We start from the raw sequence: 24,260 nt of genomic DNA, 5'->3' as shown, positions 1-24,260 counted from the left end.
CCGGAGGAGCCCGCATGTCCGAGACCGACGACGGAGTCGACCCTCGTACGCACGTGCCCGTACCCGCGCCCGTGCACCCGCCCGGGCCCGCCTCCTTACGGCCGCCGACCCGGCGCGCGGTACTGGCCGCCGGGGCCGGGGCGGCCGCGCTGCTGGGCGCCCCGGCCCTGGCGCCCGCCGCCTGGGCCGGGCCGACCGCTCCCACGGCCCCCGCCCCGTCGGCCCCGCCGGACCCGGCCGACCTGGCCCCGTACGCCTCGTACTGGTTCCCCGACTCGCTCCCCAAGGGCGCCCCCGGACCCGGGATCGTATGGCGCTCGCTCAAACGGTGGGCTCCCGAGAGCGACCCGGATCTCGCCCACAACACCGCGACCGTGCCGCTCGCGCCGCGCTTCACGCCGGTCCCGCCGCACCCGGGCGCCCGGGCCGGCCAGGCCCGGATCGCCTCCCTCGTCTCCTTCGGGCCCACCGCGCAGAACCCGTCCCAGGGCTCGGCCACCGCCGACTACTACGCGCTCACGCACTGGGCGTACATCGACGAGCTGGTCTTCTGGGGCGGCTCCTCCGGCGAGGGCATCGTGCTCGCGCCGAACGCGCCCGTGATCGACGCCGCCCACCGCAACGGGGTCCGCGTCCTGGGCAATGTGTTCCTGCCGCCCGCGGCTTACGGCGGGGACCTCCAGTGGACCCGCGACCTGGTCCAGCGGGACTCCCTGGGCCGCTTCCCGATCGCGGAGCAGCTGGTGCGGGTGGCGACCGCGTACGGCTTCGACGGCTGGTTCGTCAATGCCGAGACCGACGGCGGCGACAGCGGACTCGCCACCAGGATGCGGGAGTTCCTACGGGCGCTGCGAGCGGCGGGCGAGCCCCACGGCCTGCGGATCACCTGGTACGACGCGATGGACACGACCGGCCGGGTCGGCTGGCAGGGCGCCCTCAACGAGCTCAACCAGGAGTTCTTCGAGGACCGCGCCGGGAAGGTCGCGGACACGATGTTCGTGGACTTCCGCTGGACGCCGCAGAGCCTGGCCGCATCCGGCGCGCTCGCGCAGCGCCTGGGCCGCTCCCGCCACGAGCTGTGGGCCGCGGTGGACACGGAGGCCAACGGCTGGAATTCCGCCGTCCGTTGGGACGCGATCATCCCGCGCGGGGGCGACCACGTCGTCAGCTACGGCTTCTACCGGCCCGAGTGGACCCGCAATCACCTCACCGACCGCTCCCCCGGAGCCTTCCACCGGGCCGACGACCGGTTCTGGACGGGCGAGTCCCTGGACCCCGCCCGGCCCGCGCCCGAATCGGGCTGGCGGGCCCCCGCCACGGCCGTCGCCGACCGGTCCACGGTCACCTCCCTGCCCTTCGCCTGCACCTTCAACACCGGGCACGGGGAGCGCTGGTACGAGGACGGCGCGGCAGTCTCCGACACCCCCTGGAACCACCTCGGGCTCCAGGACCGGCTGCCGGGCCGCCGCTGGGTCGTGGACACCGCCGGAGAGCGGCCCGCCGTGACCCTGGACTTCGCGCGTGCCTGGCGCGGCGGCTCCAGCCTGCTGGTCGCGGGCACCCTGACCGCCCCGGCGGCCGTGGGGCTGCACTCCACCCGGCTCCCCCTCACCTCCTCGACCGTCCTGGAGCTGGTGCACGCCGCCGAGTCGGGCCCGGTCGCGGTGGAGGTCGGCGTGGCCACCCGCGAGCCGACGGCTCCGGGCCGGCCGGCCCCGTACACCTGGATCCGTGCGGACTCCTGCGGCACGGGGGCGGACTGGCACCGGTCGCGGGTCGGGCTCGCGGCCCTGGCCGGGAAGACGGCGTACGGACTGGCCGTACGGATCACCGGGCTCGGAAAGAGACCCGTGGTGTGGCGGCTCGGGGCCCTGTCGGTACGCGACGCCGCCGTCGGCCGGCGCCCGGCGTCTCCCGCCGCCCTGACCGTGGACGCCTCGGCCCGCCGGGAGGACCGGGCCTGGCTGCGCCTGTCGTGGCGCCGGGCGGCCGGGCCGGTGCGGCACTACGAGGTGTCCCGGGTCCTGCCCGACGGCAGCCGCCGCTTCCTCGGCGGCACGTGCGCCGCCGCCCTCTACGTGGCCGCCGTACCCCGCTCCGGCCGGGAGCTCGCGACCGCCTTCGAGGTCCGGGCCGTGGACGAGCTGTACGCGGTCTCCGCCCCGGCCCGTACGGCCCTTGCCTGGTAGCGGCGTCAGGCGGTGTGGGGGTCGGTGCGCGGCACGGTCACCGTCACCCGCAGCCCGTGCGGCGGGTTCGTCTCGTACGTGAGGGACCCGCCGCCCGCGGCGAGCAGGGCGCGGGAGATCGACAGGCCGAGCCCGGAGCCCTTGATGTTCTGGTGGCGGCCGCTGCGCCAGAAGCGGTCGCCGACGCGGAGCAGCTCGTCCTCGTTGAGGCCGGGGCCGCGGTCGGCGACGACCACGCGGACGGTACGCCCGGCGGCCTCGACGGAGACCTCGACCTTCTCACCCGCGGGGGTGAACTTCAGGGCGTTGTCGATGACGGCGTCGAGGGCGCTGGACAGGGCGATGGGGTCGGCCCAGCCGGTGACGGCGGACCGTCCCGCCTCCGTGAGCCGTACGCCCTTCTCCTCGGCGAACGGACGCCAGGCGGCGACCCGCTCGGCGGCCAGCGCCCCGATGTCGGTGAGGCTGATCTCGGCGGAGGCGTGCTCGGCCAGCGCCAGGTCCAGCAGGTCGTCGAGGACCTGTGTCAGGCGCTTGCCCTCGGCGCGCACGGAAGCGATCTCCTCGTTGCCCTCGGGGAGTTCGAGGGCGAGCAGCTCGATCCGCAGGAGCAGCGCCGCGAGCGGGTTGCGCAGCTGGTGGGAGGCGTCCGCGACGAACGCGCGCTGCTGCTCCAGTACCTCTTCGACGTTGTCGGCCATCTCGTTGAACGAAGCGGCCAGGCGTTGGAGTTCCGGCGGCCCTCCGGCGGCCGCGACCCGCGAGTTCATCCGGCCGGTGGCGATCCCGTGGGCGGCGGCGTCGAGGGTCCGCACGGGCTTGAGGACCCAGCTGGTGAGCCGCAGGGCGGCGCCGAAGGCGACCAGCATGGCGGCGGCGAGCCCGCTCGCGATGAGCAGCCAGCCCCTGAGGATCCGGCCGCGCATGAGGTCGGTGGGTGATTCGGTGGCGACGACGGCGACCACGTCCCCGTCGAGGACCACCGGGGAGGCGACGATCAGCTTGCCGTTGGTCTGCCAGGGCCACACCTGCGGGGGATCGTGGCTGCGCCGCCCGGCGAGCGCCTCCTGGAAGGCGCGGTGGCCCTCACCGGTATCGGGGAGCTCCCACCAGCTGGGGGACCGGGCGATGGCGTTGTCGTCGCGGCGGAAGATGCCGACGCGGACGCCGTACAGCTCCTGGTAGCGGGCCAGTTCGAGCTGGAGGATCGCGTGGCGCTCGTCGGAGCCGTTGGATCCGGCGCCTTCGGCGTCGATGACGAACTGGGCCAGGGCGGCGAAGCGGGCACTGTCGTCGATGCGGTCGACGACGACCCGCTGCTGCTGCCCGGCGGCCAGGCTCACGGCGAGCGGGAAGCCCAGCGCGAGGAGGGTGCCCGCCATCAGGACGACGAGCAGCGGGAGGAGCCTTGCGCGCACGAGCGGACCCCGCTAGGGCGCGGCCGGGGCGACGAGCCGGTAGCCCACCCCGCGGACGGTCTCGATGAGGGCGGGCATGCGCAGCTTGGAGCGCAGCGAGGCGACGTGGACCTCCAGGGTCCGCCCGGTCCCCTCCCAGCTGGTACGCCACACCTCGCTGATGATCTGCTCGCGGCGGAAGACGACACCGGGCCGCTGCGCGAGCAGGGCCAGCAGGTCGAACTCCTTGCGGGTGAGCGGTACGTCGGTACCGTCGACGCTGACCCGGCGGGTGGACAGCTCGATGCTGACGGAGCCGAGCCGGACGCCGGCGGGGGCGCCCGTCCCGGCGGCTGCCTCCTCGGAGGCACCGGTGCGCCGGGCGACGGCGTGGATGCGGGCGAGGAGTTCGCCGGTGTCGTAGGGCTTGGTCACGTAGTCGTCGGCGCCCATGTTCAGGCCGTGGATGCGGGAGCGCACGTCGGCCCGCGCGGTCACCATGATGACGGGCGTGGCGGTGCGCTTGCGGATCTTGCCGCACACCTCGTAGCCGTCCTGGTCGGGCAGGCCGAGGTCGAGCAGGATCACCCCGTAGGGATGGGCCGCGGGCTGGGCTCCGGCGGGCAGCAGGGCCTGGAGGGCCTCCTCGCCGTTGCGGGCGTGGGTGACCTGGAAGCCGTGCCGGGCGAGGATCGCGGACAGGGCGGCGGCGACGTGGTCGTCGTCCTCGACGAGCAGCAGTCTCATGTCGTCCCCCTCTCCTTCTCTCGGTCTTCGGATTCCGTACGTTGCAGGGCCACCCTGCATTCCCGCCGATGCGGACGCCCACGTCAAGAGGGTTCCGGTCCGGCGCGCCTTCCGTTATGCACCCGGTACGACCGCACCGGGAGCCACGCCGATGTCGCGCACGGAGCGTATCCGGGCGAGGCCGGATCGTTATGCTCAATTCTCCCTCAGATGTGATGACGTTGTGCGCGTCACGTCACTACTGTCCTCCCAACCGAGGAGGACGGAGCAAGAAGCCGATGAGCGGAGTATCAGTGACCAAGGACGTGCAGGACGCGGCCGGTACCGCGGACGACCTGGTCGTACTGAGCAACGTCAACAAGCACTTCGGCGCGCTGCACGTGCTTCAGGACATCGATCTGAGCATTGCCCGCGGTGAGGTCGTCGTGGTGATCGGTCCTTCGGGATCGGGCAAGTCCACGCTGTGCCGGACCATCAACCGGCTGGAGACGATCGACTCCGGCACCATCACGCTCGACGGCAAGGAGCTGCCCTCGGAGGGCAAGGAACTCGCCCGACTGCGTGCCGACGTCGGCATGGTGTTCCAGTCGTTCAATCTCTTCGCGCACAAGACGGTGCTGGAGAACGTCATGCTGGGCCAGGTCAAGGTCCGCGGGACGGACAAGGCCGCGGCCCGTGAGAAGGCCGTGGCCCTGCTGGACCGAGTCGGTGTCGGCACTCAGGCCGACAAGTACCCGGCGCAGCTCTCCGGCGGCCAGCAGCAGCGCGTGGCGATCGCCCGTGCGCTGGCCATGGAGCCGAAGGTGATGCTCTTCGACGAGCCGACCTCGGCGCTCGACCCGGAAATGATCAACGAGGTGCTGGAGGTCATGCAGCAGCTCGCCCGGGAGGGAATGACGATGGTGGTCGTCACGCACGAGATGGGCTTCGCCCGCTCCGCGGCCAACCGCGTCGTCTTCATGGCCGACGGAAAGATCGTCGAAGAGGCCGCCCCCGAGCAGTTCTTCAGCAACCCGCGCAGTGACCGGGCCAAGGACTTCCTGTCGAAGATCCTGCATCACTGAGCGTCCGGTCTGGTAGTCATCCGGTGACGGACCAGCGCCGGGCGGCTTCCGCTGCCCGCGCATGCGCCCGTACGCGTCGCTCGTCGTTCAACAACGTCTCATCCGAGGGAAGTTCACCATGAAGATCTCCAAGGCCGCTGCGGCCGCGGCCGTCGCCGTAGCTCTCGCCCTGACCGCGACCGCCTGTGGCGGCAGCGACAAGGCCGCCAGTGACGGCGGTGCCTCCGGCGACGCCAAGAAGGACAAGATCGTCGTCGGCATCAAGTACGACCAGCCGGGTCTCGGCCTGAAGACCCCGGACGGCAAGTACACGGGCTTCGACGTCGACGTCGCGACGTACGTGGCCAAGGAGCTCGGCTACGAGCCGAACCAGATCGAGTTCAAGCAGGCCGTGAGCGCCGAGCGCGAGAACCTCATCGCCAACGGGGACGTGAAGCTGGTCGTCGCCACCTACACGATCAACGAGAAGCGCAAGGCGAAGGTCGACTTCGCCGGCCCGTACTTCCTGGCCCACCAGGACCTGCTGGTCCGCGCCGACGACACCTCGATCACCAAGGCCGAGGACCTCAACAAGAAGAAGCTCTGCTCGGTCACCGGCTCCACGTCGGCGCAGAACGTCAAGACCAAGCTGGCCCCCGAGGCCGACCTGCAGGAGTACCCGGGCTACTCCGAGTGCCTGACCGGCCTGGAGAACAAGGCCGTCGACGCGGTGACCACGGACGGTTCGATCCTGGCCGGCTTCGCGGCCCAGGAGAAGAACAAGGGCAAGTTCAAGCTGGCGGGCCTGAAGCTCAGTGACGAGCCCTACGGCATCGGCCTGAAGAAGGGCGACAAGGAGCTCCAGACCAAGGTCAACGCCGCGCTGAAGAAGATGGTCGAGGACGGTTCCTGGCAGAAGGCGGTCGACAAGAACTTCGGCCCCGCCAACTACAAGGCCGACCCGGCCCCGCAGGTCACCGAAGGCAGCTGATTCTTCGGTGAGGTGTGCCGCCACCCGCCCACCTCGGGCGGCGGCACACCTCACCGGCCATCCTGGGGAGAGCGCAGGGCAACGTGTTCGACTTTCTTACTTCCGGGCAGTATGACGTGCTCGGAGCCTTCTGGGTGACGGTTCAGCTCACCCTCTATTCGGCTGTCGGGTCCATGATCTGGGGTCTGATGCTGGCCGGGATGCGGGTCAGTCCGGTCCCGCTGATGCGGGCCTTCGGCACCGCGTACGTCAACATCGTGCGCAACACGCCGCTGACCCTGCTGATCCTCGGCTGCTCGCTGGGCCTGGCCCAGACCCTGACCATCACCCTCGGAGGCGGGACCTCCAAGGAGATCGGCTTCCGCCTCGCGATCCTGGGTCTGATCGCCTACACCGGCACGTTCGTCTGTGAGGCGTTGCGCTCCGGCATCAACACCGTGCCTGTGGGGCAGGCCGAGGCCGCCCGCGCGCTGGGGCTGAGCTTCTTCCAGGTGCTCACCCTGATCGTGCTCCCCCAGGCCATCCGCGCGGCCATGGCGCCGCTCACCAACGTACTGATCGCCCTCACCAAGAACACCACGGTGGCGGCGACCATCGGCGTGGCCGAAGCGGCCCTGCTGATGAAGGAAATGCTCGAGAACGAGTCGGACGCGATCTTCGCGGTCTTCGCCGTCATCGCCCTCGGCTTCGTCCTGCTGACCCTGCCCACCGGTCTGCTGCTGGGCTGGGTAGCCAAGCGAGTGGCGGTGAAGCGATGACCTCCGTCCTGTACGACACGCCCGGCCCCAAGGCCAAGGTCCGCAACTGGATCTACACCGGCGTCTTCGTGGTCCTCCTCGGGCTGGCCCTGTGGTGGATCCTCGGCCGCATGGCCGAGAAGAACCAGCTCGACGCCGACAAGTGGACCCCGTTCGTCACCGACAGCCAGATCTGGACCACGTTCCTGCTGCCCGGCCTCGGCGAGACGCTCAAGGCCGGCCTGATCGCCATGGTGATCGCGCTGCCGCTCGGTGCGCTCCTCGGCATCGCCCGGCTCTCCGACCACGCGTGGGTGCGCATACCGGTCGGTGCAATCGTGGAGTTCTTCCGCGCCATCCCGGTCCTGGTCCTGATGTTCTTCGCCTCCGCGCTGTACGTCATGCTCGGCACGGTCAGCTCCGACCTGCGGCCGCTGTACGCGGTGGTCACCGCCCTGGTCGTGTACAACTCCGCGGTCATCGCCGAGATCGTCCGGGCCGGCATCCTGTCGCTGCCGCGCGGCCAGGCCGACGCGGCCAAGGCGATCGGCATGCGCAAGGGCCAGATCATGACGTACGTCCTGGTCCCGCAGGCTGTCACGGCGATGCTGCCCGCACTGGTCAGCCAGCTCGTGGTGATCCTCAAGGACACCGCGCTCGGCGGCGCCGTCCTGGGCTTCGCCGACCTGATGTCGATGAACCGGCAGATCTCCGCCAACTACAGCAACACCATCGCGACCATGGTCGTGATCGCCCTGCTGTACATCGCGGTGAACTTCACCCTCACCACCTTCGCCTCCTGGCTGGAGCGACGGCTGCGGCAGTCGAAGAAGGGCACCGGCGCCGTGGTCGAGGCCGACGTGGCCGAGGTCGACGCGGGCGGCGCGGCCGGCGTGGGCAAGGCTCCCTGACGCCCGGTCAGTACAATGGCGTGACACGTGTGGTGCGGCGGAACTCTTCCGCCGCACCACACGGCGTTGTCCGGACCGGCGTCACTTGACGCGGGCACCTTCAGTCGGTTGCATACGTTCTGTGATCACATACCGGACACTGGGAGCCACATCATGGACCCGGTGATCGTCGTCGGCGCGGGGCCCGTCGGCCTGGCCCTGTCCCTCGCCCTGGCCGGCCAGGGCGTGCCCTCCGTCGTGCTCGACGAAGGGCCCGGCAAGGAGGAGTCCCGTCCCGCCCGTACCGTCGTCCTGCACGCCGACACGGCGGCCATGGCGCACCGGCTGGGCTGTTCGACCCTGCGCTACGAGGGGGCGTACTTCGCCGCCTGGCGCACCATGCGGCGGGGCCGCCCCGCGCAGCGCAGCACCTTCGACGACGGACCGGCCCCCCTGCACCTGCCGCAGCACGCCCTGACGCGCGGGCTGCGCGACGCCGCCACCGCGCACCCGCTCGTCCAGCTGGTCACCGACAGCAAGCTGGACTCCCTGGAGCAGGACGACCACGGGGTCACCGCGCACACCCGGGGCGCCGAGACCACGTGGTGGCGCGGGAGTTACCTGGTCGGCTGCGACGGCGCCCGCTCCACCGTGCGCAAACTGCTGGGCATCCGCTTCCCCGGCCGCACCGCCGTGGAACGGTACGCCGTGGCCGCCCTGCGCACCGAACTGCCGTGGCCCGGCGAGGCCTTGCTCCACCGCAACCCGCTGTCCGGACCCGAGGAGGTCACCTCCCGGCCGCTGCCCGGCGGGGTGTGGCGCCTCGACTGGCTGCTCCCGGCGCGCGGGGAGCTCGTCACCCCCGACGCGCTGGTCACGCTCATCCGGGACACCCTCGCGGTGTGGTGCGGGGGCACGACTCCCCCGTACGACCTCATCGACACCGGGGTCCACACCCTGCACCACCGCCTCGCGCGGCGCTGGCGCGACGGCCGCGCCTTCCTCGCCGGGGATGCCGCGCACCTGCTGGGCGCCCTCGGCACCCAAGGGGTCGAGGAGGGGCTGCGGGACGCCGAGAACCTCGCGTGGAAGCTGTCCCTGGCCTGGCACCAGGGAGCCTCCGAGGAACTGCTCGACAGCTACGAGGGCGAGCGGCGCACCGCGGTCGCCGCCCGGCTGCGCGCGGCCGACCAGGCGATGCCGGTGCTGCGGGCCGGGGGCGGCCTGCGCACCTACCTGCCCGGCGCCTCGCGGTCCGCCGAATCCCTACTCGCCGACGGCCACCTGGGGCGGGGACCACTGGGCGCCGCGCCGGCGTACGCCCCGCCGGTGGCCGTACGCGAGGTCCCGACGGCAACGGAACCGGGCGGGGCGGTGGCGAACGTACCGGTGACCGCGCCCGACGGGTCGACCGTGCCGCTGCGCGACCTGCTGGGGCGGGGCCGGCTGCTGGTGGTCCTGGTCGCGCCGGGCACCGGGGTCTGGGACCGGCGCCACTGGCTCGGCGCCGGGCTGATGCCCCGCCTCGCGGCGGCGGTGAGCGCGCTGCCGGTGCGCACCGATCTGCTGGTGGCGGACGGCTACCCGGGGGCCCCGGCGCACACCGTGCTCCTGATCCGGCCAGACGGGCACCTGGCGGCGACCTTCGCGGGCGTGCGGCCGGCGGAGCTGTACGAGGCGGCGGACGCGGTCCGGGCGGGCGCACCCGTGTCCCGGGTGCCGGCGCCCTCGTCCGCCCCGACACCGACACCGACACCGACACCGACCGCGGTGATCGATTGACCGTCCCGCGGTCCCGTGGTTCACTCGCGGACATGACCGGCAACGACGTGCGCCTGTGGCGGAGGGTCCATATGGACCTGCTCCGCTACGCGGGCTGCGTGTGTCGCCCTTCCTGCTGATTCGCCCTTCCCCCTGCGCGCCCCGTGCCGTCACCGGCCCGCGCGCACTTCCGCGAACCCCAGGAACGGTCCACTTCCATGTCTGCACCCGCGTACACACCTGAGCCCGTGCTGGCCGGGGGCCCCACGGCCGCCGAACTCCTCGACTTCGCCCTGCGCACCGCGGCCGACGCCGAGCTCGTCGCCTCCCTGCCGCTCGACCCGGAAGGCCGCACCTGGATCCGGCTGGACGGGCCGTCCGGCAGTGAGGCGTGGCTGATCGGCTGGCCCCCGGGGACCGGCACCGGCTGGCACGACCACGCCGAGTCTCGGGGCGCGTTCGCCACCGCCCGGGGCCGGCTCACCGAGCACTCGCTCGCCGTACGCCTGCCCTCGGAGGGGTGGCGGTCCCTTGAGCTCGACTCCGGGCTGGACCGCAGCCGCAGCCTGGGCGCGGGCACCGGGCGGGCCTTCGGGGAGCACCACGTGCACGAGGTCCTCAACGAGTCCCCGGCCGAGCACGCGATCTCCGTGCACGCGTACTACCCGCCGCTTCCGCTGATCCGCCGGTACAGCCGCAGCGGACCGGTGCTCAACCTGGAGCACGTCGAGCGTCCGGCGGACTGGCAGTGAGCGCCCCGGTCGGCATCGACGAACTGCTGGAGCGGGTCCGCGCGAAGTACACCCGCATCGACCCGCGGGAGGCCTACGCCGCCTCCCGCTCCGGCGCGCTCCTGGTGGACATCCGCTACCAGGCCCTGCGGGACAGCGACGGGCTGATCCCGGGCGCACTGGTGGTCGAGCGCAACGAACTGGAGTGGCGCCTGGACCCCCGGGGCAGCCATCGCGCCGCGGAGGCCACGAGCCACGACCTCCAGGTGGTGGTGATCTGCAACGAGGGTTACGCCTCCAGCCTCGCGGCGGCCTCCCTCCACACCCTGGGCCTCCACCGCGCCACGGACCTGACCGGCGGCTTCCAGGCCTGGAGGTCGGCCGGCCTGCCGGTAACGGCTCCTTCCTGACCCGCCCGAGCCGCTGCCCTCCTCCCTTCCCCGGCCGGGGAAGGGAGGAGGGCAGCCGCAGCGGTCAGCCCTTGGCCGTGGCCACGTCCACCGGCGGGACGCGGAGCGCGACCCGGCCCGGGAGGGCGGTGGCCGCCAGGGCCAGCAGCCCGGCCACCCCCACGACCACGGCGTAGGCGACCGGCAGTAGCGCCGGCGCCGCGACCCCCGTCATGCCCACGCTGAACGCGGTCAGCACGGCCAGTGCGATCCCCGACCCCAGCACCACCCCGATCAGCACCACCGCCACCGCCTCCGCACGGAGCATCCGCAGCACCTGGCGCCGCTTCGCCCCGGCCAGCCGCAGCATCGCGAACTCCCGGACCCGCTCGGCCGTCGACATCGCGAGGGTGTTCACCACCGCGACGGCGGTGAAGGCCAGTACGAGTCCCATCGCCAGCAGGTTGATCTCCGCTCCGGCGTCCTGCCGCTCCGCCCGTACCTCGTCGGCGTCGCGCGCGGACAGCACGCTCACCCCGGGGTGGTTCTTCAGCGCCGCGGCCAACCGGTCCCGCCCGACGCCCGGCTCCGCCGCCACCAGGACGCTTCCCGCCAGCGGATTGTCCACGTGCGCGGCCACCAGTGCGTGCGGCAGGGTCAGGTCCCCGAAGCCCAGCCCCCGCGCGTACACGGCCGAGACCGTCAGGGTGACCGGCGTCCCATCGCCCAGCGTCAGCCGCAACGGGCTCCCCGGCTTCAGCCCGAGCTGGTCGGCGGCGAGTTCGCTGACCGCCGCGTTCCCCTCGCCGAAGCCGGCCAGGCTCCCGCCGGTGACCCGGGGGTCCCACGTCCGGGTCAGCCCGGCCGGGGTCACGCCCTGGGCGCCGTACTTGACCAGCCCCACCCGGACGGAGGTGTGCACGATCTCGGTGGCCGCCTCGACCCCGGGGGTCCGGCGGATCCTGTCGGCAGCCTCCGCGGTGACGCCCGGTCCCTGCGCGGCCAGCACCCATCCGGCCCGGATCCCGTCGCGGGCCTGGTCCCGGGCGGCGTCCCCGAGGGTCGGGGTGATGAAGAGCACGGTGCACGTCATGCCGACGAGGAGTGCGAGTGGGGTGACGGCGGAGGCCATCCGGGTGGCGTTGCCGCGCAGGTTCGCGGTGGCGAGGTGGCCGCCCGCCCCGGCGAGCCGCAGCGGACCGGCGAGCAGCGCGGCGCAGCCCCGTACGAGCAGTGGGCCGAGCAGCGAGACCGCACCGGCCAGGACCACCACGGCCAGGAAGGTGACCGGGGTCGACGCCGGCTCGGTGCGCAGCGAGGCGAGCACCACGACCAGCACCGCACCGCCTGCCAGCAGCAGCACCCCGAGCACGGTGCGGATCCAGGAGGGCCGACGCGGTTCGAGCGCGGCTTCGGCGAGCGCCTCGGCGGGGCGGATCCGGGTGATCCGCCGTCCGGTGATCCGCGCGGCGGCCCAGGCGCCGAGCAGGCTGGCGCCGACGGCGGCGAACATCGGGAAGATGCCGGCGGTGCGCTCCAGGGCCGTGGGGACGACGCCGCTGTCGACGAAGCGTCCGTACAGCCAGGCGGCGAGCGGAAGCCCCGCGAACGACCCGGCGATCCCGGCGGCCAGGCCGACGAGCAGCGCCTCCCGGCCGATCATGCGCCGCAGTTGCCCGGGGGTGGCGGCGATGGCCCGCAGCAGGGCGAGTTCGCGGTGGCGCTGCTGGACGGAGAGGGCGAAGGTGCCGACGACCACGAGGATCGCGACGAGCAGCGAGGTGCCGCCCATCGCGCCGCCCATGGAGACCAGCTTGATCCGGGCCCCGGCGGCGCCCGGGAACTCCACCGGCCCACGCTCGTCCCCGGTGGCGACCTGCGCCGTGGCCGCCGTGGTGCCCTTCAGTGCCTGCTCGATGCGGCCGGCCAGTTCACCGGCGTCGACGCCGGGCCGGGGCAGTACGCCGATCGCGCTGACCTGCCCGTCGCGTGCGGCGAGCCGCTGGGCCTCGGCCTCGCCGAAGAAGAGGGCGCTCTGCTGGGCGAGGTCCCCGCGAGGGGTCGTCGCGATCCCGCTGACCCGGTACGTCTTCGGCTCGCCGGTGGACTGCACGGCGAGTTCGGAGCCGGGCTTCAGCGCGGCGCGGGCTGCCAGCGCGCGGTCGACGACCACCTCGTCGGCGCCCTGCGGGGCACGGCCCTCGGCGAGCGTGAACGGGGTGAGGGCGGCGGAGGTCCAGGCGTGCCCGTACGCGGGCTTCGGGTCTCCGGTGGACTTGGCCAGCGGGACGGCCTGGAAGGTGAGCTCGGGCACGGCCCGCTCGACGCCGGGCACGGACCGTACCGCGTCCAGGGCGGCGGCGGGGAGCCAGGCCCGCTCGGCGACGGGCTTGGCCTTGTGCTTCGTCTTGGCCTTGCCCTTCTTCTCCTTGACCGTGGTCTCGTGGACGTTCTGGTCGGCGGAGACGAGGACCGGCGTGGTCGCGTAGCGCTCGGTGCCGATCGTGCCGCGGAGTCCTGTTTCCAGGAGCGTCCCGCACGCGGTGACGAGGGCGGCCGCGCACAGCAGCGCGACGAAGGCGCCGAGGAAACCGGCTTTGCGATCTCTCACGGTCTGGAGGGCGTAACGCAGCATCATGCGGCCAACTCTGCCGCCGGCCACGCCTCCTGACATTGGCGTACCCCGGCGTGTGCGGCCGGGGGCTAGCCCTACCCCAGGTACCCCGGATCGTCGGCGTCCACGCCCTCCGCCTCCAGCGCACGGCGGACCACTCGCAGAGCCATGCCTTCCGGGTACCCCTTGCGGGCGAGCATCCCGGCGAGCCGCCGGATCCGCTTGTCACGCTCCAGGCCCCGGGTGGCGCGGAGCTTGCGCTCCACGAGCTCCCGGGCGGTCTGTTCCTCCTGGTCGGAGTCCAGCTGCTCCAGGGCCTCCTCCACCAGGGTGGCGTGTACCCCCTTGGTCCGGAGCTCCTGCGCCAGCGCCCGCCGGGCCAGGCCCCGGCCGCGGTGCCGGGACTCGACCCAGGCCCCGGCGAAGGCGGCGTCGTCGATCAGGCCCACCTCCTCGTACCGGGAGAGGACCTGCTGCGACACCTCCTCGGGGATGCCCCGCTTGTCCAGGGCGTCCGCGAGCTGGCGCCGGGTGCGCGGGCTCCCCGTGAGCAGGCGCAGGCAGATCGCCCGCGCCTGCTCCTCGGGGCTCTGGGGCGGCAGTTCCTGGCGGCGCTCACGGCCGCTCCGGTTCTCACCGCCCCCATCCTGCTCCCGCACGGGTCAGCTCTTGGCCACGGCGGCCTTGGCCGTCGTCTTGGCCTTCGTCGCCGGGGCGGGCACGGCGGCGGCCGTGGCGTCGGCCGCGGCAGCACCCTCGGCGGTCTCGGCGTCCTTGCGGACCCCCACGCCCAGCTTCTCCTTGATCTTCCGCTCGATCTCGTCGGAGAGGGCGGGGTTGTCGCAGAGGAACTTCCGCGCGTTCTCCTTGCCCTGGCCGAGCTGGTCGCCCTCGTACGTGTACCAGGCGCCGGCCTTGCGCACGAAGCCGTGCTCGACGCCCATGTCGATCAGACCGCCCTCGCGGCTGATGCCCTGGCCGTAGAGGATGTCGAACTCGGCCTGCTTGAACGGCGGCGCGACCTTGTTCTTGACCACCTTGACGCGGGTGCGGTTGCCGACCGCGTCCGTGCCGTCCTTGAGGGTCTCGATGCGGCGGATGTCCAGACGCACGGAGGCGTAGAACTTCAGCGCGCGGCCACCGGTGGTGGTCTCCGGCGAGCCGAACATCACACCGATCTTCTCGCGGAGCTGGTTGATGAAGATCGCGGTGGTCTTGGACTGGTTGAGCGCACCGGTGATCTTCCGCAGCGCCTGGCTCATCAGGCGGGCCTGGAGACCCACGTGCGAGTCGCCCATCTCGCCCTCGATCTCGGCGCGCGGCACCAGGGCCGCCACGGAGTCGATGACGATCAGGTCGAGGGCACCGGAGCGGACGAGCATGTCCACGATCTCCAGCGCCTGCTCGCCGGTGTCCGGCTGCGACAGGATGAGGTTGTCGGTGTCGACGCCGAGGGCCTTCGCGTACTCGGGGTCGAGCGCGTGCTCGGCGTCCACGAAGGCGACGGTGCCGCCGGCCTTCTGCGCGTTGGCCACGGCGTGCAGGGTCAGGGTCGTCTTACCGGAGGACTCCGGCCCGTACACCTCGATCACGCGGCCGCGGGGCAGCCCGCCGACGCCGAGGGCGATGTCCAGCGCGGTCGACCCGGTGGGGATGACCTCGATGGGGTCGTTCGGCTTGTCGCCGAGGCGCATGACCGCACCCTTGCCGAATTGCCGTTCAATCTGTGCGAGCGCGGCGTCGAGAGCCTTCTCGCGGTCGGTGCCTGCCATGGGTTCCACCCGGTTTGCTTGAGTCGATCGCTTCACGCCATTGACGCTAATGCCTGCCACTGACAATGCGCCTCCACGACCGGTTCGGCTGTGGATAACCCATCAGAATGGATGTTCGATTTCCCTGTCAAGCGCGCCACGTCCGGGGGCGGTACGGCCGCGCAGCGGCACCGGTCCCGGCCGTTCCCCTGCCGCCCGGCCGACCGCATACTCGCGGACACGGAGCGCACCGGGCGCACCGTGCGCACGGAACGCGCGGAGTCGGGAGCAGCCGTGTGGGTCTTCATCTTCCTGGCGGCGGGGGTGCCGCTGCTCACCGCGACCGCCGTCCGCGTCCTGCTCCACCGCGGCCTGCGGAGGCGGTCCGAGTGGGCCGACAGGGCCCAGGCGGTGCTGGCGCGGGCCGCCGGGCTGGCCGCCCTCGCCGCGTGCGTCACGGACTCGGCGCGCGGCGAGGGCGTCGGCCTGCACCCCTTTCTCGCGTTCGCCGCCCTCGGCACGGCGACGGGCCTCCTGAGCCTCCTCTGCGGACCACCCGGACCACCCCGGGAGCCCGAGGAGCCCACCGGCCGAGCCGCTCACCCCACCCAGGACTGACAACCCTAGGTTGACACCCCCCGACTGTCAACCTAGGGTTGCACTCATGACGAACCCTTCAGTGGAACCCGTTCGCATGACCAATCCGGTACGCCTCGACGACCTGATCGAGGCCATCAAGAAGGTCCACACCGACACCCTGGAGCAGCTCAGCGACGCCGTCGTCGCCGCCGAGCACCTCGGAGAGGTGGCCGACCACCTCATCGGACACTTCGTCGACCAGGCCCGCCGTTCCGGCGCCTCCTGGACCGACATCGGGCGGAGCATGGGCGTCACCCGCCAGGCCGCCCAGAAGCGCTTCGTCCCCAAGGCCGACAAGGAGGGCGACCCCGGCCTCGACCCCAACCAGGGCTTCGGCCGCTTCACCCCGCGCGCCCGCAACGTCGTCATGGCCGCGCAGAACGAGGCCCGCGCCGCCGGCGGCACCGCGATCCGCACCGAGCACCTCGTCCTGGGCCTGCTGTCCGAGCCCGAGGGCCTCGCGGCGCTCGCCCTGAGCGCCCAGGGCGTCGCGGCGGACGACGTACGCGCCGCCGTGGCCGCCGCACTGCCCCCGGGCCAGGCGGAGGTGCCCGACCTCGTCCCGTTCGACGCGTCCGCGAAGAAGGCCCTGGAGCTCACCTTCCGCGAGGCCCTGCGCCTGGGCCACGGCTACGTCGGCACCGAACACATCCTGTTCGCGCTCCTGGAGCTGGAGAACGGCGAGGGCCTGCTCAGCGGCCTCGGCGTGGACAAGGCCGCCGCCGAGGCGACCGTCACCGACGCCTTGGCAGCCGTACTCGGCGCCGCGGACGGGAAGTAGCGGCGGCCGCGCCCTCCGTCAGCGCGTACCGCTTCACGTACGCGCCGAGGAACGCCTGCAGCGTGGCGACGGCCGGGATCGCGACGAGCGCCCCGACCGCGCCCAGCAGGGCGGTACCCGCGATGACCGACCCGAAGGCGACCGCCGGGTGGATGTCCACGGTCTTCGAGGTCAGCTTGGGCTGCAGGACGTAGTTCTCGAACTGCTGGTAGACCACCACGAATCCGAGGACGTACAGGGCGTACCAGGGATCGACGGTGAAGGCGATCAGGACCGGCAGCGCGCCCGCGAGATAGGTGCCGATGGTGGGGATGAACTGGGAGACCAGCCCCACCCACACGGCGAGCGCGGGCGCGTACGGCACGCCGAGGACCGCCAGCACGATGTAGTGCGCGACGCCGGAGATCAGCGCCATCAGCCCGCGCGAGTAGAGGTAGCCGCCCGTCTTGTCCACCGCGATCTCCCAGGCGCGCAGCACCTCGGACTGCTTGGCGGGCGGCAGTACGGAGCACAGCGCGCGCCGCAGCCGCGGTCCGTCGGCGGCGAAGTAGAAGGAGAAGAGCCCGATCGTCAGCAGCTTGAAGAGCCCGCCGAGCACGGTGGCGGACACGTCGAGCACGCCGGTCGCGCTGTTCTGCACGTACTTGCGCAGCCAGTCGGAGCGCAGCAGGCTGTCCTGGATCTCCAGCCTGGACAGCTCGGTGTGGAACGTGGTGTTGATCGATTTGATCACCGAGTCGAGGTAGCCCGGGAAACCCTCCACCATCTCGACGATCTGCCCGGCGAGCATCGAGCCGAGCAGCGCGAGGAAGCCCGCGGTCACCACGAGCACCAAGAGGAACATCAGGAAGGTGGCGAGCCCGCGGCGCATGCCGCGGGCCGCCATCCAGTCCACCGCGGGTTCGATCGCGAGCGCGAGGAAGAACGCGATCAGGATGTTGACGAGCAGCCCTATGAGCTGGTGGAAGGCCCAGCTGCCGAGCTGGAAGCAGGCGACGAGCGCGAGTACGAGGACCACGGCGCGCGGCAGCCAGCGCGGCATCCGCGCGTCCGCCCCGTCGGGGGCCGTCCCGGCCGGAGGGCTCCCCGGCCCGGCGGGCCCTTCGGCACCTGGCGACGAGGCGGCGCCTGCGGGGCCGCCGGGGCCGGTGGACCCGGCCTGATCCGCCGGCCGCGGCGGCGGCGCGCCCTGGGCGTCTGCGGGCTGATCGGTCGTCGTCTCATCACTGGCTGCCACGCCGCCAAGTCTGTCCCACCGGCTGCGCGTACCGCGAAGCGGTGCCCCGAAGCGGTGCCCCGAAGCGGTGCCCCGAAGCCCCGTCGGCGCCCGGCCGGCGCGATGTCACCTCAGCGAGGCAGGCACGTCCATCGCCGAACACACCGCGCGCCACACGTCCTTGGCCTCCCAGCCCGCTTCGAGCGCCTGGTGGACCGTGCGCCCGCCGAGCTCCGTCATGACGTGGTCCCGCGCGAAGGAGTCCGCGTAGCCCGCACCGAAGTGCTCCGCCATCCGCTCCCAGAAAATCGTCAACCGCATGCCTCCAGTATCCCGCCCCGGAGAGTGCACCCGCCCCGTTCGTCCCCCGTCGCCGCACCACGGCGTCCTACGGTTTCTCGCATGCCTGGAGACGAAGCTCCCCCAGCGGCCGCCGTGGCGGCCACGGCCCCGCTGCCCCGTGCCGAGCGGTTCATCTGGCTCACGGCCCGCGTGCTGGAGCAGCGGCGGTTCGCGTTCCACTTCCTCGGCGGGGACGCCGACGCGGTGGACACCGCCCTCGGCTCCTACCTCAACGACGACGGCGGCTACGGACACGCCCTCGATCCGGATCTGCGCGGCCCGCTCAGCCACCCGCTGCACACCGCGCACGCGCTGCGCGTCCTCGACAGCCTGGGCCGCTGCACCGGGCAGCGCATCGAGAGGCTCTGCCGCCACCTGACCCGGGTCTCCACCCCGGAGGGCGCCCTTCCGGTGGTGTCGGCGGCCCCGCACGGCTACCCCGCCGCCCCCTACCACCCGGTGTACGACGACCCTCCGGGCGAGCTGCTGACCACGGGCCCGGTCGTCGGCCTGCTGCACCGCAACCGGATCTGGCACGCCTGGCTCTTCCGGGCCACGGACTTCTGCTGGGACCGGGTCGAGAGCCTGCACCGCTCGCATCCGTACGAGGTCCAGAGCGCGGTGGCCTTCCTCGACGGCGCCCCCGACCGGGCGCGGGCGGTGGCGGCCGCGGACCGACTGGGGCGGCTGGTGCGCGAGCGGCGGCTCGCGGTGCTCGATCCGGTGCGGCGGGCGGAGTACCCGGCGGCCCCCGGTTACGCGCCCGGCGAGCAGCTCTTCCCGCACGACTTCGCGAGGCGGCCGGAGTCGCTGGCGCGCGGCTGGTTCACGGACGAGGAGCTGCGCCGCTCGCTGGACTTCCTGGCCGCGGAGCAACAGCCGGACGGCGGCTGGCCGGTACGCCGCAGGGCGTGGGCGCCGGGCAGTTCGCTGGAGCGGCGCCCGATCGCCACGCTGGAGGCCCTGCTGACGCTGCGCGCGTACGGGCGCCTGCCGGCCGGGGTCAGCCGCCCAGGGCCCGTACCCCCGCGGTGACGACGACGGCGGCCGCGACCACGAGGAGGAACGGCGCCCGCAGCAGCAGCGCGAGCGCGGCGGCCGCGAGACCGGCGGCGCGGGCGTCGAGGACGAGCTCGTGCCCGGTGCTGAAGGTCTGCTGGGCGGTGAGCGCCGCGAGCAGGGCGACGGGCAGCAGGGCGGACAGCCGGCGCACCAGCGGCCGCTCCAGGGCCCCGGCGGGTACGAGCAGCCCGGCGAGCTTGACGGCGTAGCAGCCGACGACGGTGAGTCCGATGGCGATCCAGACGTTCACGAGCGGCGTCCCTTCATCCACAGCACGGCGGGCGCGGCCAGCGCGGCGATCAGCACGGGCACCCCGGCGGGCAGCACGGGCAGGAATCCCAGTCCGAGGACGAGCGCGAGCCCGGCGACGGCCCGTTCGGTGGAGGTCTTCAGCATGGGCGCGAGGAGGGCCAGGAAGACGGCGGGTCCGGCGGCGTCCAGCCCCCACGCGGCGGTGTCCCCGATGGCCTCGGCGCCGAGCGCCCCGAGCAGGGTGGTCAGGTTCCACAGGACGTAGAGGCTGAGGCCGGTGACGGTGAACCCGAGCCGGGCCGACCTGCGGTCCCGCTGGGCGAGCGCCACGGCGGTGGTCTCGTCGATGACCCAGTGCGCGGCGAAGGGCCGTACGGCGCGCGGCAGCGCGAGCAGTTGCGACAGCCGCAGCCCGTAGAAGGCGTTGCGCGTCCCGAGGAAGAAGGCCCCGGCGGCGGCCGTGAACGGGTTGCCACCGGCCGCCAGCGCCCCGACCAGCGCGAACTGCGAGGCGCCGGTGAAGACGAGCAGGCTCAGTACGCAGGCCTGCAGCACGCTGATCCCGGCTCCCGCGGCGGTCACCCCGAACGCGAACCCGGACAGCCCGACCGCCACCCCCACGCCGAGCGCGTCCCGTACGACGGCGGCGCGCGGCCGCCCGGCGGCGACCCCCTCGGGGGCCTCCTGAATCACAGTCTGACGTTCTTCCACGCCCCGAAGCTACGCAGGGCACGGCGTCCGGGTCTTGTACGTTCTTGCGCGCGCATCGTCACGCTCCGCACCCACATCGCTACGGTGGGCGCATGGAGAGTGCTCCGACACGAGTTGTTGTACGTCCTTCATATGCCAAGTGGGCCGCATGGCTGTGCTGCATCGGCCTGATCGCCGGGGGCGTTCTCATCGTCCTGTACGTCGACCGGCACAGAACGCTCCCCGACGAGGTGCCGCTCCAGCTCGCGGGCAGCTGGGACCGGGCCTGCCGGATCATCTACGGGCAGAGTCTGTGGTGCCCGCTTCCCGGCGGACACCGCGAGCCGTTCCGCCGGGCCCTGCGGCTCGATTCGTTCCTCTTCATCCCGGGATACACGCTGGCGCTGCTCGCGGTGTTCGGTCTGGGCAGCTGCTTCCTGTACCGCAAGGTGTCGCGGAGATTCATGCTCCGGGGCCTCGCCGTCACCGGGGTGACGGCCGCGGCGGACGTCTGCGAGAACATCCTCCTCTACCGGGCCCTGGACGGGCTCGGCACGGGCGCGGACGGTGACTGGCAAAAGGCGTCCTGGTGCGCGCTGCTGAAGTGGGCGCTGGTCGGACCGGTGACGGTGGCGGCGCTGTGGATCGCCCTCACGCTGGCGGCCCGGATCCTCCTGTTCCCCAGGGCCGCGGTGAAGACCGCCGGGACCGCACCGTCGGGCACGCCTCCCCTCCCCCGGACCCCGCTCGTGCAGAAGGCCCACGAGCTCGCGAACCGCGGTGAGCCCTGGGACGACCCGGACATCGTCACTCCGCCCGCCGCGCCGCACGCCACCACACCCGTGAGCGAGTGGCCGGATCCTGCCGTCACGGCGGAACCGCCGGACAGCGCCAAGGAACGCTGGCGCACCCGCGCGCTCCAACTGCCCGGGCGGAAACCGGCGGAGGTGGGCATCTGCGTCTCCGGCGGCGGCATCCGGTCCGCATCGGTCACCCTGGGCGCGCTGCAGGCCCTGCGCGAGGGGGGTGTGCTGGCCAAGGCCCGCTATCTGGTGTCCGTTTCGGGCGGCGGCTACACGTCCGGGGCGTTCCAGCTCGCCCTTACCGACGAGCAGCCGGCGTATCTCGCCGACGCCCGTCTCGCCACCGTGCGCGACGTGTTCGCGCCCGGCAGCCCCGAAGAGGACCACATCCGGCGGCACGCGAAGTACCTGGCGGACAGCCCGAGGGAAAAACTGCTGGCGGCGGGCATCATCCTGCGCGGCCTGTGCGTGTCGCTGGGTCTGCTGGCGCTGGCGTTCGTCGTCGTCGGCGTCTATCTGAGCGCGTTCTACCATCGCGTCCCGCTGACGGATCTGGACCGGCTGCGGACGGACCCGGCCGCTTCCTTCCCCTCGCTGTCCGACCAGCTGCACGACGAACTGGTGACGCCCCTCGTCGCCCTCGTGGCACTCGCCGCCGTGGTGTCCGTGGTGGCGTCGCTGGTCAGGGGGCGCGAGGGGAAGTCGCGCCCGGCCTGGGTGCGCAGCACCGTGAAGTTCATCCTGGCGGTGGCGGCGGCCATCGCCGTGTTCGCCGTGATCCTGCCGACGGTGCTGTGGTTCTTCGCCTGGCTGGCCAATCGGGAGGACGTCTTCCCCGAGGGCCCCAAGGGCATCTCGATCTTCGGTGCGCTGACGGCCGCCGCGACCGGACTGGGCGGTCTGTTCACCGCCACCAAGGACCGGGTGACGAAGGTGAGACCGGACGGCGGCAAGGCCGGCCGGTTCTCGGGAGCCAGCTCGATCGTGACCCAGACCGGCGCCGGCTGGGCGCAGACGCTCGTGGTCTGGCTGGTGCTGACCCTCGTCGCGTTCTTCGGTCTGGCGCTGCTGTCCTGGGCCGCCGTCTACGCGGGCGACTGGAGCGGGTGGTGGCGGTGGGGCCTGGCGGCCCTGCTGCTCTTCTCTGCGCTCGCCGTCGACCAGACCACCTTCAGCCTGCACCCCTTCTACCGGCAGCGGCTGGCCGGCGCGTTCGCGGTGCGCCGGGCCGTGCTGCGCGACGGCTCGGTCGGCGCCCTGCCGTACGACTACAACGCCGAGCAGACCAAACTGTCCACGCACGGCAGGCGCGTGGAAGGCGACAGGGGCACGTTCCCGCAGACCATCTTCGTCGCCTCGGCAGCCCTGTCCCTGCGCAACCGCACCGCGCCGGGGCGGCCCGCGGTGCCGTTCACCTTCTCCCACGACTACGTGGGCGGCCCGGACACCGGGTGGGTACGGACGACCACGATGGAGGACACGGCGCCCCCGCTCGTCGGCCGCGACCTCACCGTGCAATCGGCCGTCGCTGTCTCCGGTGCCGCGTTCGCCTCGGCGATGGGCACCCAGTCGATGGCCGCGCAACGGCTGCTCGCCCTGTCCAACCTGCGCCTGGGCACGTGGGTGCCCAACCCGCTGTACCTGGCGGAGGTGGCCCTGCGGGGCCCGGACTGGGTCATGCCGAGGCTGCCCCGGGTGCGCCGGCTGCGCTACCAGCTCCAGGAACTCATTGGCCGGTACTCGGACTCCAGCCCCATGCTGCTGTGCACCGACGGCGGGCACTTCGACAACCTGGGCCTGGTGGAGCTGCTGCGGCTGCGCTGCCGGACGGTGTACGTGATCGACTCCTCGGGGGACTCGCCCCCGCTGGCCACGACCCTCGCCCAGGCGGTCACGCTCGCCTACGAGGACCTCGGCGTGCAGATCACCTTCGACCAGAAGGAGGTGCTGAAGCTGGTGCCGGGCAGCGCCGAGAAGCTGGAGCCGACGGAGCCGATGGCCGCCCTCAACACGCGGTTCTCCGCGAACTGCCTCGTCAAGGGCGTCATCAAGTACCCGGAGGACGTGGAGTTCGAGGAGGGCAAGCCGGGCTCCAGGTGCGGCACCATCATCTTCGCGAAGGCCAGCCTGACCCCGGACATGCCGTACGAGCTGCTGAGCTACGCCCTCAAGGAGAAGGCGTTCCCGCGCCAGAGCACCATGGACCAGTGGTTCGACCACACCCAGTTCGACGCCTACCGGGAACTGGGATACCACCTCGGCGCCGCGGCCGTATGGCCCGCGCCGGTCAAGCGGCGCCGCCTGTTCGACCGCGCCGATAGGCCCCCGGCGGCACCCCCACGATCCGTGTGAAGTGCCGGTTCAGGTGCGGCTGGTCGGTGAAGCCGACCACCACGGCCGCCTCCGCGGGCGGGGTGCCCGCGTCCAGCAGGCGGCGCGCGCGGCGGACGCGGGCGTCGGTCAGCCAGGTGTGCGGGGGCATGCCGTAGCGGTCGCGGAAGGCGCGCAGCAGCGCGAAGGGGCTGGTGCCCAGTTCGGCCGCGAGCTGCTCCAGGGACGGCGGGTCCGCGAGGCGCCCCTCCAGGACGGCACGGGCCCGCTCGGCGTCGGCGGTGCCCGCGCGCCGTACCGTACGGCCGGGCAACGGGCCGGCGTGGCTGCGGAGCATCCGCGCCACCACGCCCCGCAGCAGCGTGTCGGCCGCCAGCGCGTTCCCGGCCTCGGCGGCCCGGTGGACTTCGGCGATCGCCTGGGAGCCCTGCGGGTCGGCGACCATGTCGGCGGTGAAACCGGGGGTCCCGCGCAGGGTGCCGATCTCGGCGGCGACCTCGGTGATCAGCGCGCGGGAGGGGTAGAGGGTCGCGTACGCCCAGCCCTCGGGCACACCCGCGCGCGCCGTGTGCGCCACCTCCGGGTTGATCAGGACCACGCTGCCCGGCCCCGCCCGTACGGTGCCGCCGGGGAGCCCTATCTCCTCGATGCCGCCGGTGACGGCCGCGATGACGTACCCGTCGTGGGCGTGACGCGGGAAGGTGTGGCGTACGTAGTGGGCGCGCAGCAGGTCCAGCCCGGGCAGTTCCGGGTACTGCCAGTGCCGGGCCCACTCCCGGCGCCCCTCGTCCGTCCCCATCCCCCCATTCTGCGCCTCCCCCGGTCACGGCCGGGCGGCGGCCTCCGGCCCGGAAGGGGTGTTCCCGCAGGTCCGGCCCGTTGTCAGTGCCGGGGTGCACGATGG

Annotated in this window: 23 protein-coding genes; 13 read left to right on the top strand and 10 right to left on the bottom strand. The window is 72.7% G+C overall.

Features of this window, described 5'->3' with window-relative positions:
• The first annotated feature begins 14 nt into the window (after nucleotides 1–14).
• Nucleotides 15–2,189, top strand: coding sequence for an endo-beta-N-acetylglucosaminidase (locus OG737_RS22925; RefSeq protein WP_405678241.1), 2,175 nt, complete (start codon nucleotides 15–17; stop codon nucleotides 2,187–2,189).
• 5 nt (nucleotides 2,190–2,194) lie between these two features.
• Here the strand turns inward: OG737_RS22925 and OG737_RS22920 are convergent, their stop codons facing one another.
• Both OG737_RS22920 and OG737_RS22915 read right to left on the bottom strand, forming a co-directional pair.
• A complete protein-coding gene (locus tag OG737_RS22920; protein WP_328927999.1) occupies nucleotides 2,195–3,607 on the bottom strand; it encodes a HAMP domain-containing sensor histidine kinase in 1,413 nt (470 codons plus the stop codon).
• A 12-nt stretch (nucleotides 3,608–3,619) separates the two neighbouring features.
• On the bottom strand, nucleotides 3,620–4,333 hold the full coding sequence (locus OG737_RS22915) for a response regulator transcription factor (RefSeq protein ID WP_328927998.1): 714 nt from the start codon (nucleotides 4,331–4,333) through the stop codon (nucleotides 3,620–3,622).
• A gap of 278 nt (nucleotides 4,334–4,611) precedes the next feature.
• Here OG737_RS22915 and OG737_RS22910 point away from each other — a divergent pair, with 278 nt between their 5' ends.
• The 8 genes from OG737_RS22910 (at nucleotide 4,612) to OG737_RS22875 (ending at nucleotide 10,896) form a co-directional block, all read left to right on the top strand.
• A complete protein-coding gene (locus OG737_RS22910; RefSeq protein WP_328927997.1) occupies nucleotides 4,612–5,397 on the top strand; it encodes an amino acid ABC transporter ATP-binding protein in 786 nt (261 codons plus the stop codon).
• A 118-nt stretch (nucleotides 5,398–5,515) separates the two neighbouring features.
• The gene (locus OG737_RS22905; protein WP_405921920.1) at nucleotides 5,516–6,367 is read left to right on the top strand and encodes a glutamate ABC transporter substrate-binding protein; all 852 of its coding nucleotides are present in this window, start codon (nucleotides 5,516–5,518) and stop codon (nucleotides 6,365–6,367) included.
• An 83-nt stretch (nucleotides 6,368–6,450) separates the two neighbouring features.
• Nucleotides 6,451–7,125: an amino acid ABC transporter permease gene (locus OG737_RS22900; protein ID WP_405921919.1), complete on the top strand. Its 675-nt coding sequence runs from the start codon at nucleotides 6,451–6,453 to the stop codon at nucleotides 7,123–7,125.
• Entirely contained in the window at nucleotides 7,122–8,015 is an 894-nt protein-coding gene (locus OG737_RS22895) for an amino acid ABC transporter permease (RefSeq protein WP_405921918.1), read from the top strand. Before OG737_RS22900 ends, OG737_RS22895 begins: the two co-directional genes overlap by 4 nt.
• A gap of 153 nt (nucleotides 8,016–8,168) precedes the next feature.
• Nucleotides 8,169–9,776: an FAD-dependent monooxygenase gene (locus OG737_RS22890; RefSeq protein WP_405921917.1), complete on the top strand. Its 1,608-nt coding sequence runs from the start codon at nucleotides 8,169–8,171 to the stop codon at nucleotides 9,774–9,776.
• Nucleotides 9,777–9,808: 32 nt separating this feature from the next.
• Nucleotides 9,809–9,895 (top strand): putative leader peptide, encoded by an 87-nt coding sequence (locus OG737_RS22885; protein WP_311318651.1) that lies wholly within the window; start codon nucleotides 9,809–9,811, stop codon nucleotides 9,893–9,895.
• A gap of 78 nt (nucleotides 9,896–9,973) precedes the next feature.
• On the top strand, nucleotides 9,974–10,507 hold the full coding sequence (locus OG737_RS22880; protein WP_328927992.1) for a cysteine dioxygenase: 534 nt from the start codon (nucleotides 9,974–9,976) through the stop codon (nucleotides 10,505–10,507).
• A complete protein-coding gene (locus tag OG737_RS22875; protein ID WP_405922440.1) occupies nucleotides 10,498–10,896 on the top strand; it encodes a rhodanese-like domain-containing protein in 399 nt (132 codons plus the stop codon). The genes OG737_RS22880 and OG737_RS22875 overlap by 10 nt, the downstream gene beginning before the upstream one ends.
• 64 nt (nucleotides 10,897–10,960) lie before the next feature.
• Here OG737_RS22875 and OG737_RS22870 read toward each other — a convergent pair whose 3' ends face one another.
• The 3 genes from OG737_RS22870 to recA all read right to left on the bottom strand — a co-directional run bounded on the left by OG737_RS22870 (nucleotide 10,961) and on the right by recA (nucleotide 15,261).
• Entirely contained in the window at nucleotides 10,961–13,513 is a 2,553-nt protein-coding gene (locus OG737_RS22870; protein WP_405678246.1) for an FtsX-like permease family protein, read from the bottom strand.
• A gap of 71 nt (nucleotides 13,514–13,584) precedes the next feature.
• Nucleotides 13,585–14,148 (bottom strand): recombination regulator RecX, encoded by a 564-nt coding sequence (gene recX, locus OG737_RS22865; protein WP_328927989.1) that lies wholly within the window; start codon nucleotides 14,146–14,148, stop codon nucleotides 13,585–13,587.
• A gap of 3 nt (nucleotides 14,149–14,151) precedes the next feature.
• Nucleotides 14,152–15,261 (bottom strand): recombinase RecA, encoded by a 1,110-nt coding sequence (gene recA / locus OG737_RS22860; RefSeq protein WP_328927988.1) that lies wholly within the window; start codon nucleotides 15,259–15,261, stop codon nucleotides 14,152–14,154.
• Between the two features lie 111 nt (nucleotides 15,262–15,372).
• On the opposite strand from recA, the gene OG737_RS22855 reads away from it, so the two are divergent.
• Nucleotides 15,373–15,858 carry a hypothetical protein gene (locus tag OG737_RS22855; protein ID WP_405678248.1) on the top strand — a complete coding sequence of 162 codons (486 nt, stop codon included), beginning with the start codon at nucleotides 15,373–15,375 and terminating at the stop codon, nucleotides 15,856–15,858.
• Between the two features lie 46 nt (nucleotides 15,859–15,904).
• Nucleotides 15,905–16,660 (top strand): Clp protease N-terminal domain-containing protein, encoded by a 756-nt coding sequence (locus tag OG737_RS22850; RefSeq protein WP_405921916.1) that lies wholly within the window; start codon nucleotides 15,905–15,907, stop codon nucleotides 16,658–16,660.
• Here OG737_RS22850 and OG737_RS22845 read toward each other — a convergent pair.
• Entirely contained in the window at nucleotides 16,614–17,897 is a 1,284-nt protein-coding gene (locus OG737_RS22845; protein WP_328927985.1) for an AI-2E family transporter, read from the bottom strand. The genes OG737_RS22850 and OG737_RS22845 overlap by 47 nt on opposite strands.
• A 105-nt stretch (nucleotides 17,898–18,002) precedes the next feature.
• Nucleotides 18,003–18,197 (bottom strand): DUF3046 domain-containing protein, encoded by a 195-nt coding sequence (locus tag OG737_RS22840; RefSeq protein ID WP_030650223.1) that lies wholly within the window; start codon nucleotides 18,195–18,197, stop codon nucleotides 18,003–18,005.
• An 81-nt stretch (nucleotides 18,198–18,278) separates the two neighbouring features.
• Here OG737_RS22840 and OG737_RS22835 point away from each other — a divergent pair, with 81 nt between their 5' ends.
• Nucleotides 18,279–19,253, top strand: a complete 975-nt coding sequence (locus tag OG737_RS22835) for a hypothetical protein (RefSeq protein ID WP_328927984.1) — start codon at nucleotides 18,279–18,281, stop codon at nucleotides 19,251–19,253.
• On the opposite strand, the gene OG737_RS22830 is transcribed toward OG737_RS22835, so the two are convergent.
• Nucleotides 19,222–19,530, bottom strand: coding sequence for an AzlD domain-containing protein (locus tag OG737_RS22830; protein ID WP_328927983.1), 309 nt, complete (start codon nucleotides 19,528–19,530; stop codon nucleotides 19,222–19,224). The genes OG737_RS22835 and OG737_RS22830 overlap by 32 nt on opposite strands.
• Nucleotides 19,527–20,243, bottom strand: coding sequence for an AzlC family ABC transporter permease (locus tag OG737_RS22825; RefSeq protein ID WP_405678254.1), 717 nt, complete (start codon nucleotides 20,241–20,243; stop codon nucleotides 19,527–19,529). The genes OG737_RS22830 and OG737_RS22825 overlap by 4 nt, the downstream gene beginning before the upstream one ends.
• Before the next feature lie 92 nt (nucleotides 20,244–20,335).
• Between OG737_RS22825 and OG737_RS22820 the strand changes: the two genes are divergently transcribed.
• Nucleotides 20,336–23,377: a hypothetical protein gene (locus tag OG737_RS22820; RefSeq protein WP_405678256.1), complete on the top strand. Its 3,042-nt coding sequence runs from the start codon at nucleotides 20,336–20,338 to the stop codon at nucleotides 23,375–23,377.
• On the opposite strand, the gene OG737_RS22815 is transcribed toward OG737_RS22820, so the two are convergent.
• Nucleotides 23,313–24,155, bottom strand: a complete 843-nt coding sequence (locus OG737_RS22815; protein WP_328927981.1) for an AraC family transcriptional regulator — start codon at nucleotides 24,153–24,155, stop codon at nucleotides 23,313–23,315. The two genes, OG737_RS22820 and OG737_RS22815, sit on opposite strands and share 65 nt — an antisense overlap.
• Nucleotides 24,156–24,260: the final 105 nt, after the last annotated feature.

Source organism: Streptomyces sp. NBC_00122 (assembly GCF_045160845.1).
Taxonomy (GTDB): Bacteria; Actinomycetota; Actinomycetes; order Streptomycetales; family Streptomycetaceae; genus Streptomyces.
Note: the sequence above shows the minus strand (reverse complement) of the source record. Positions and strands in the feature narration are given on the sequence as shown.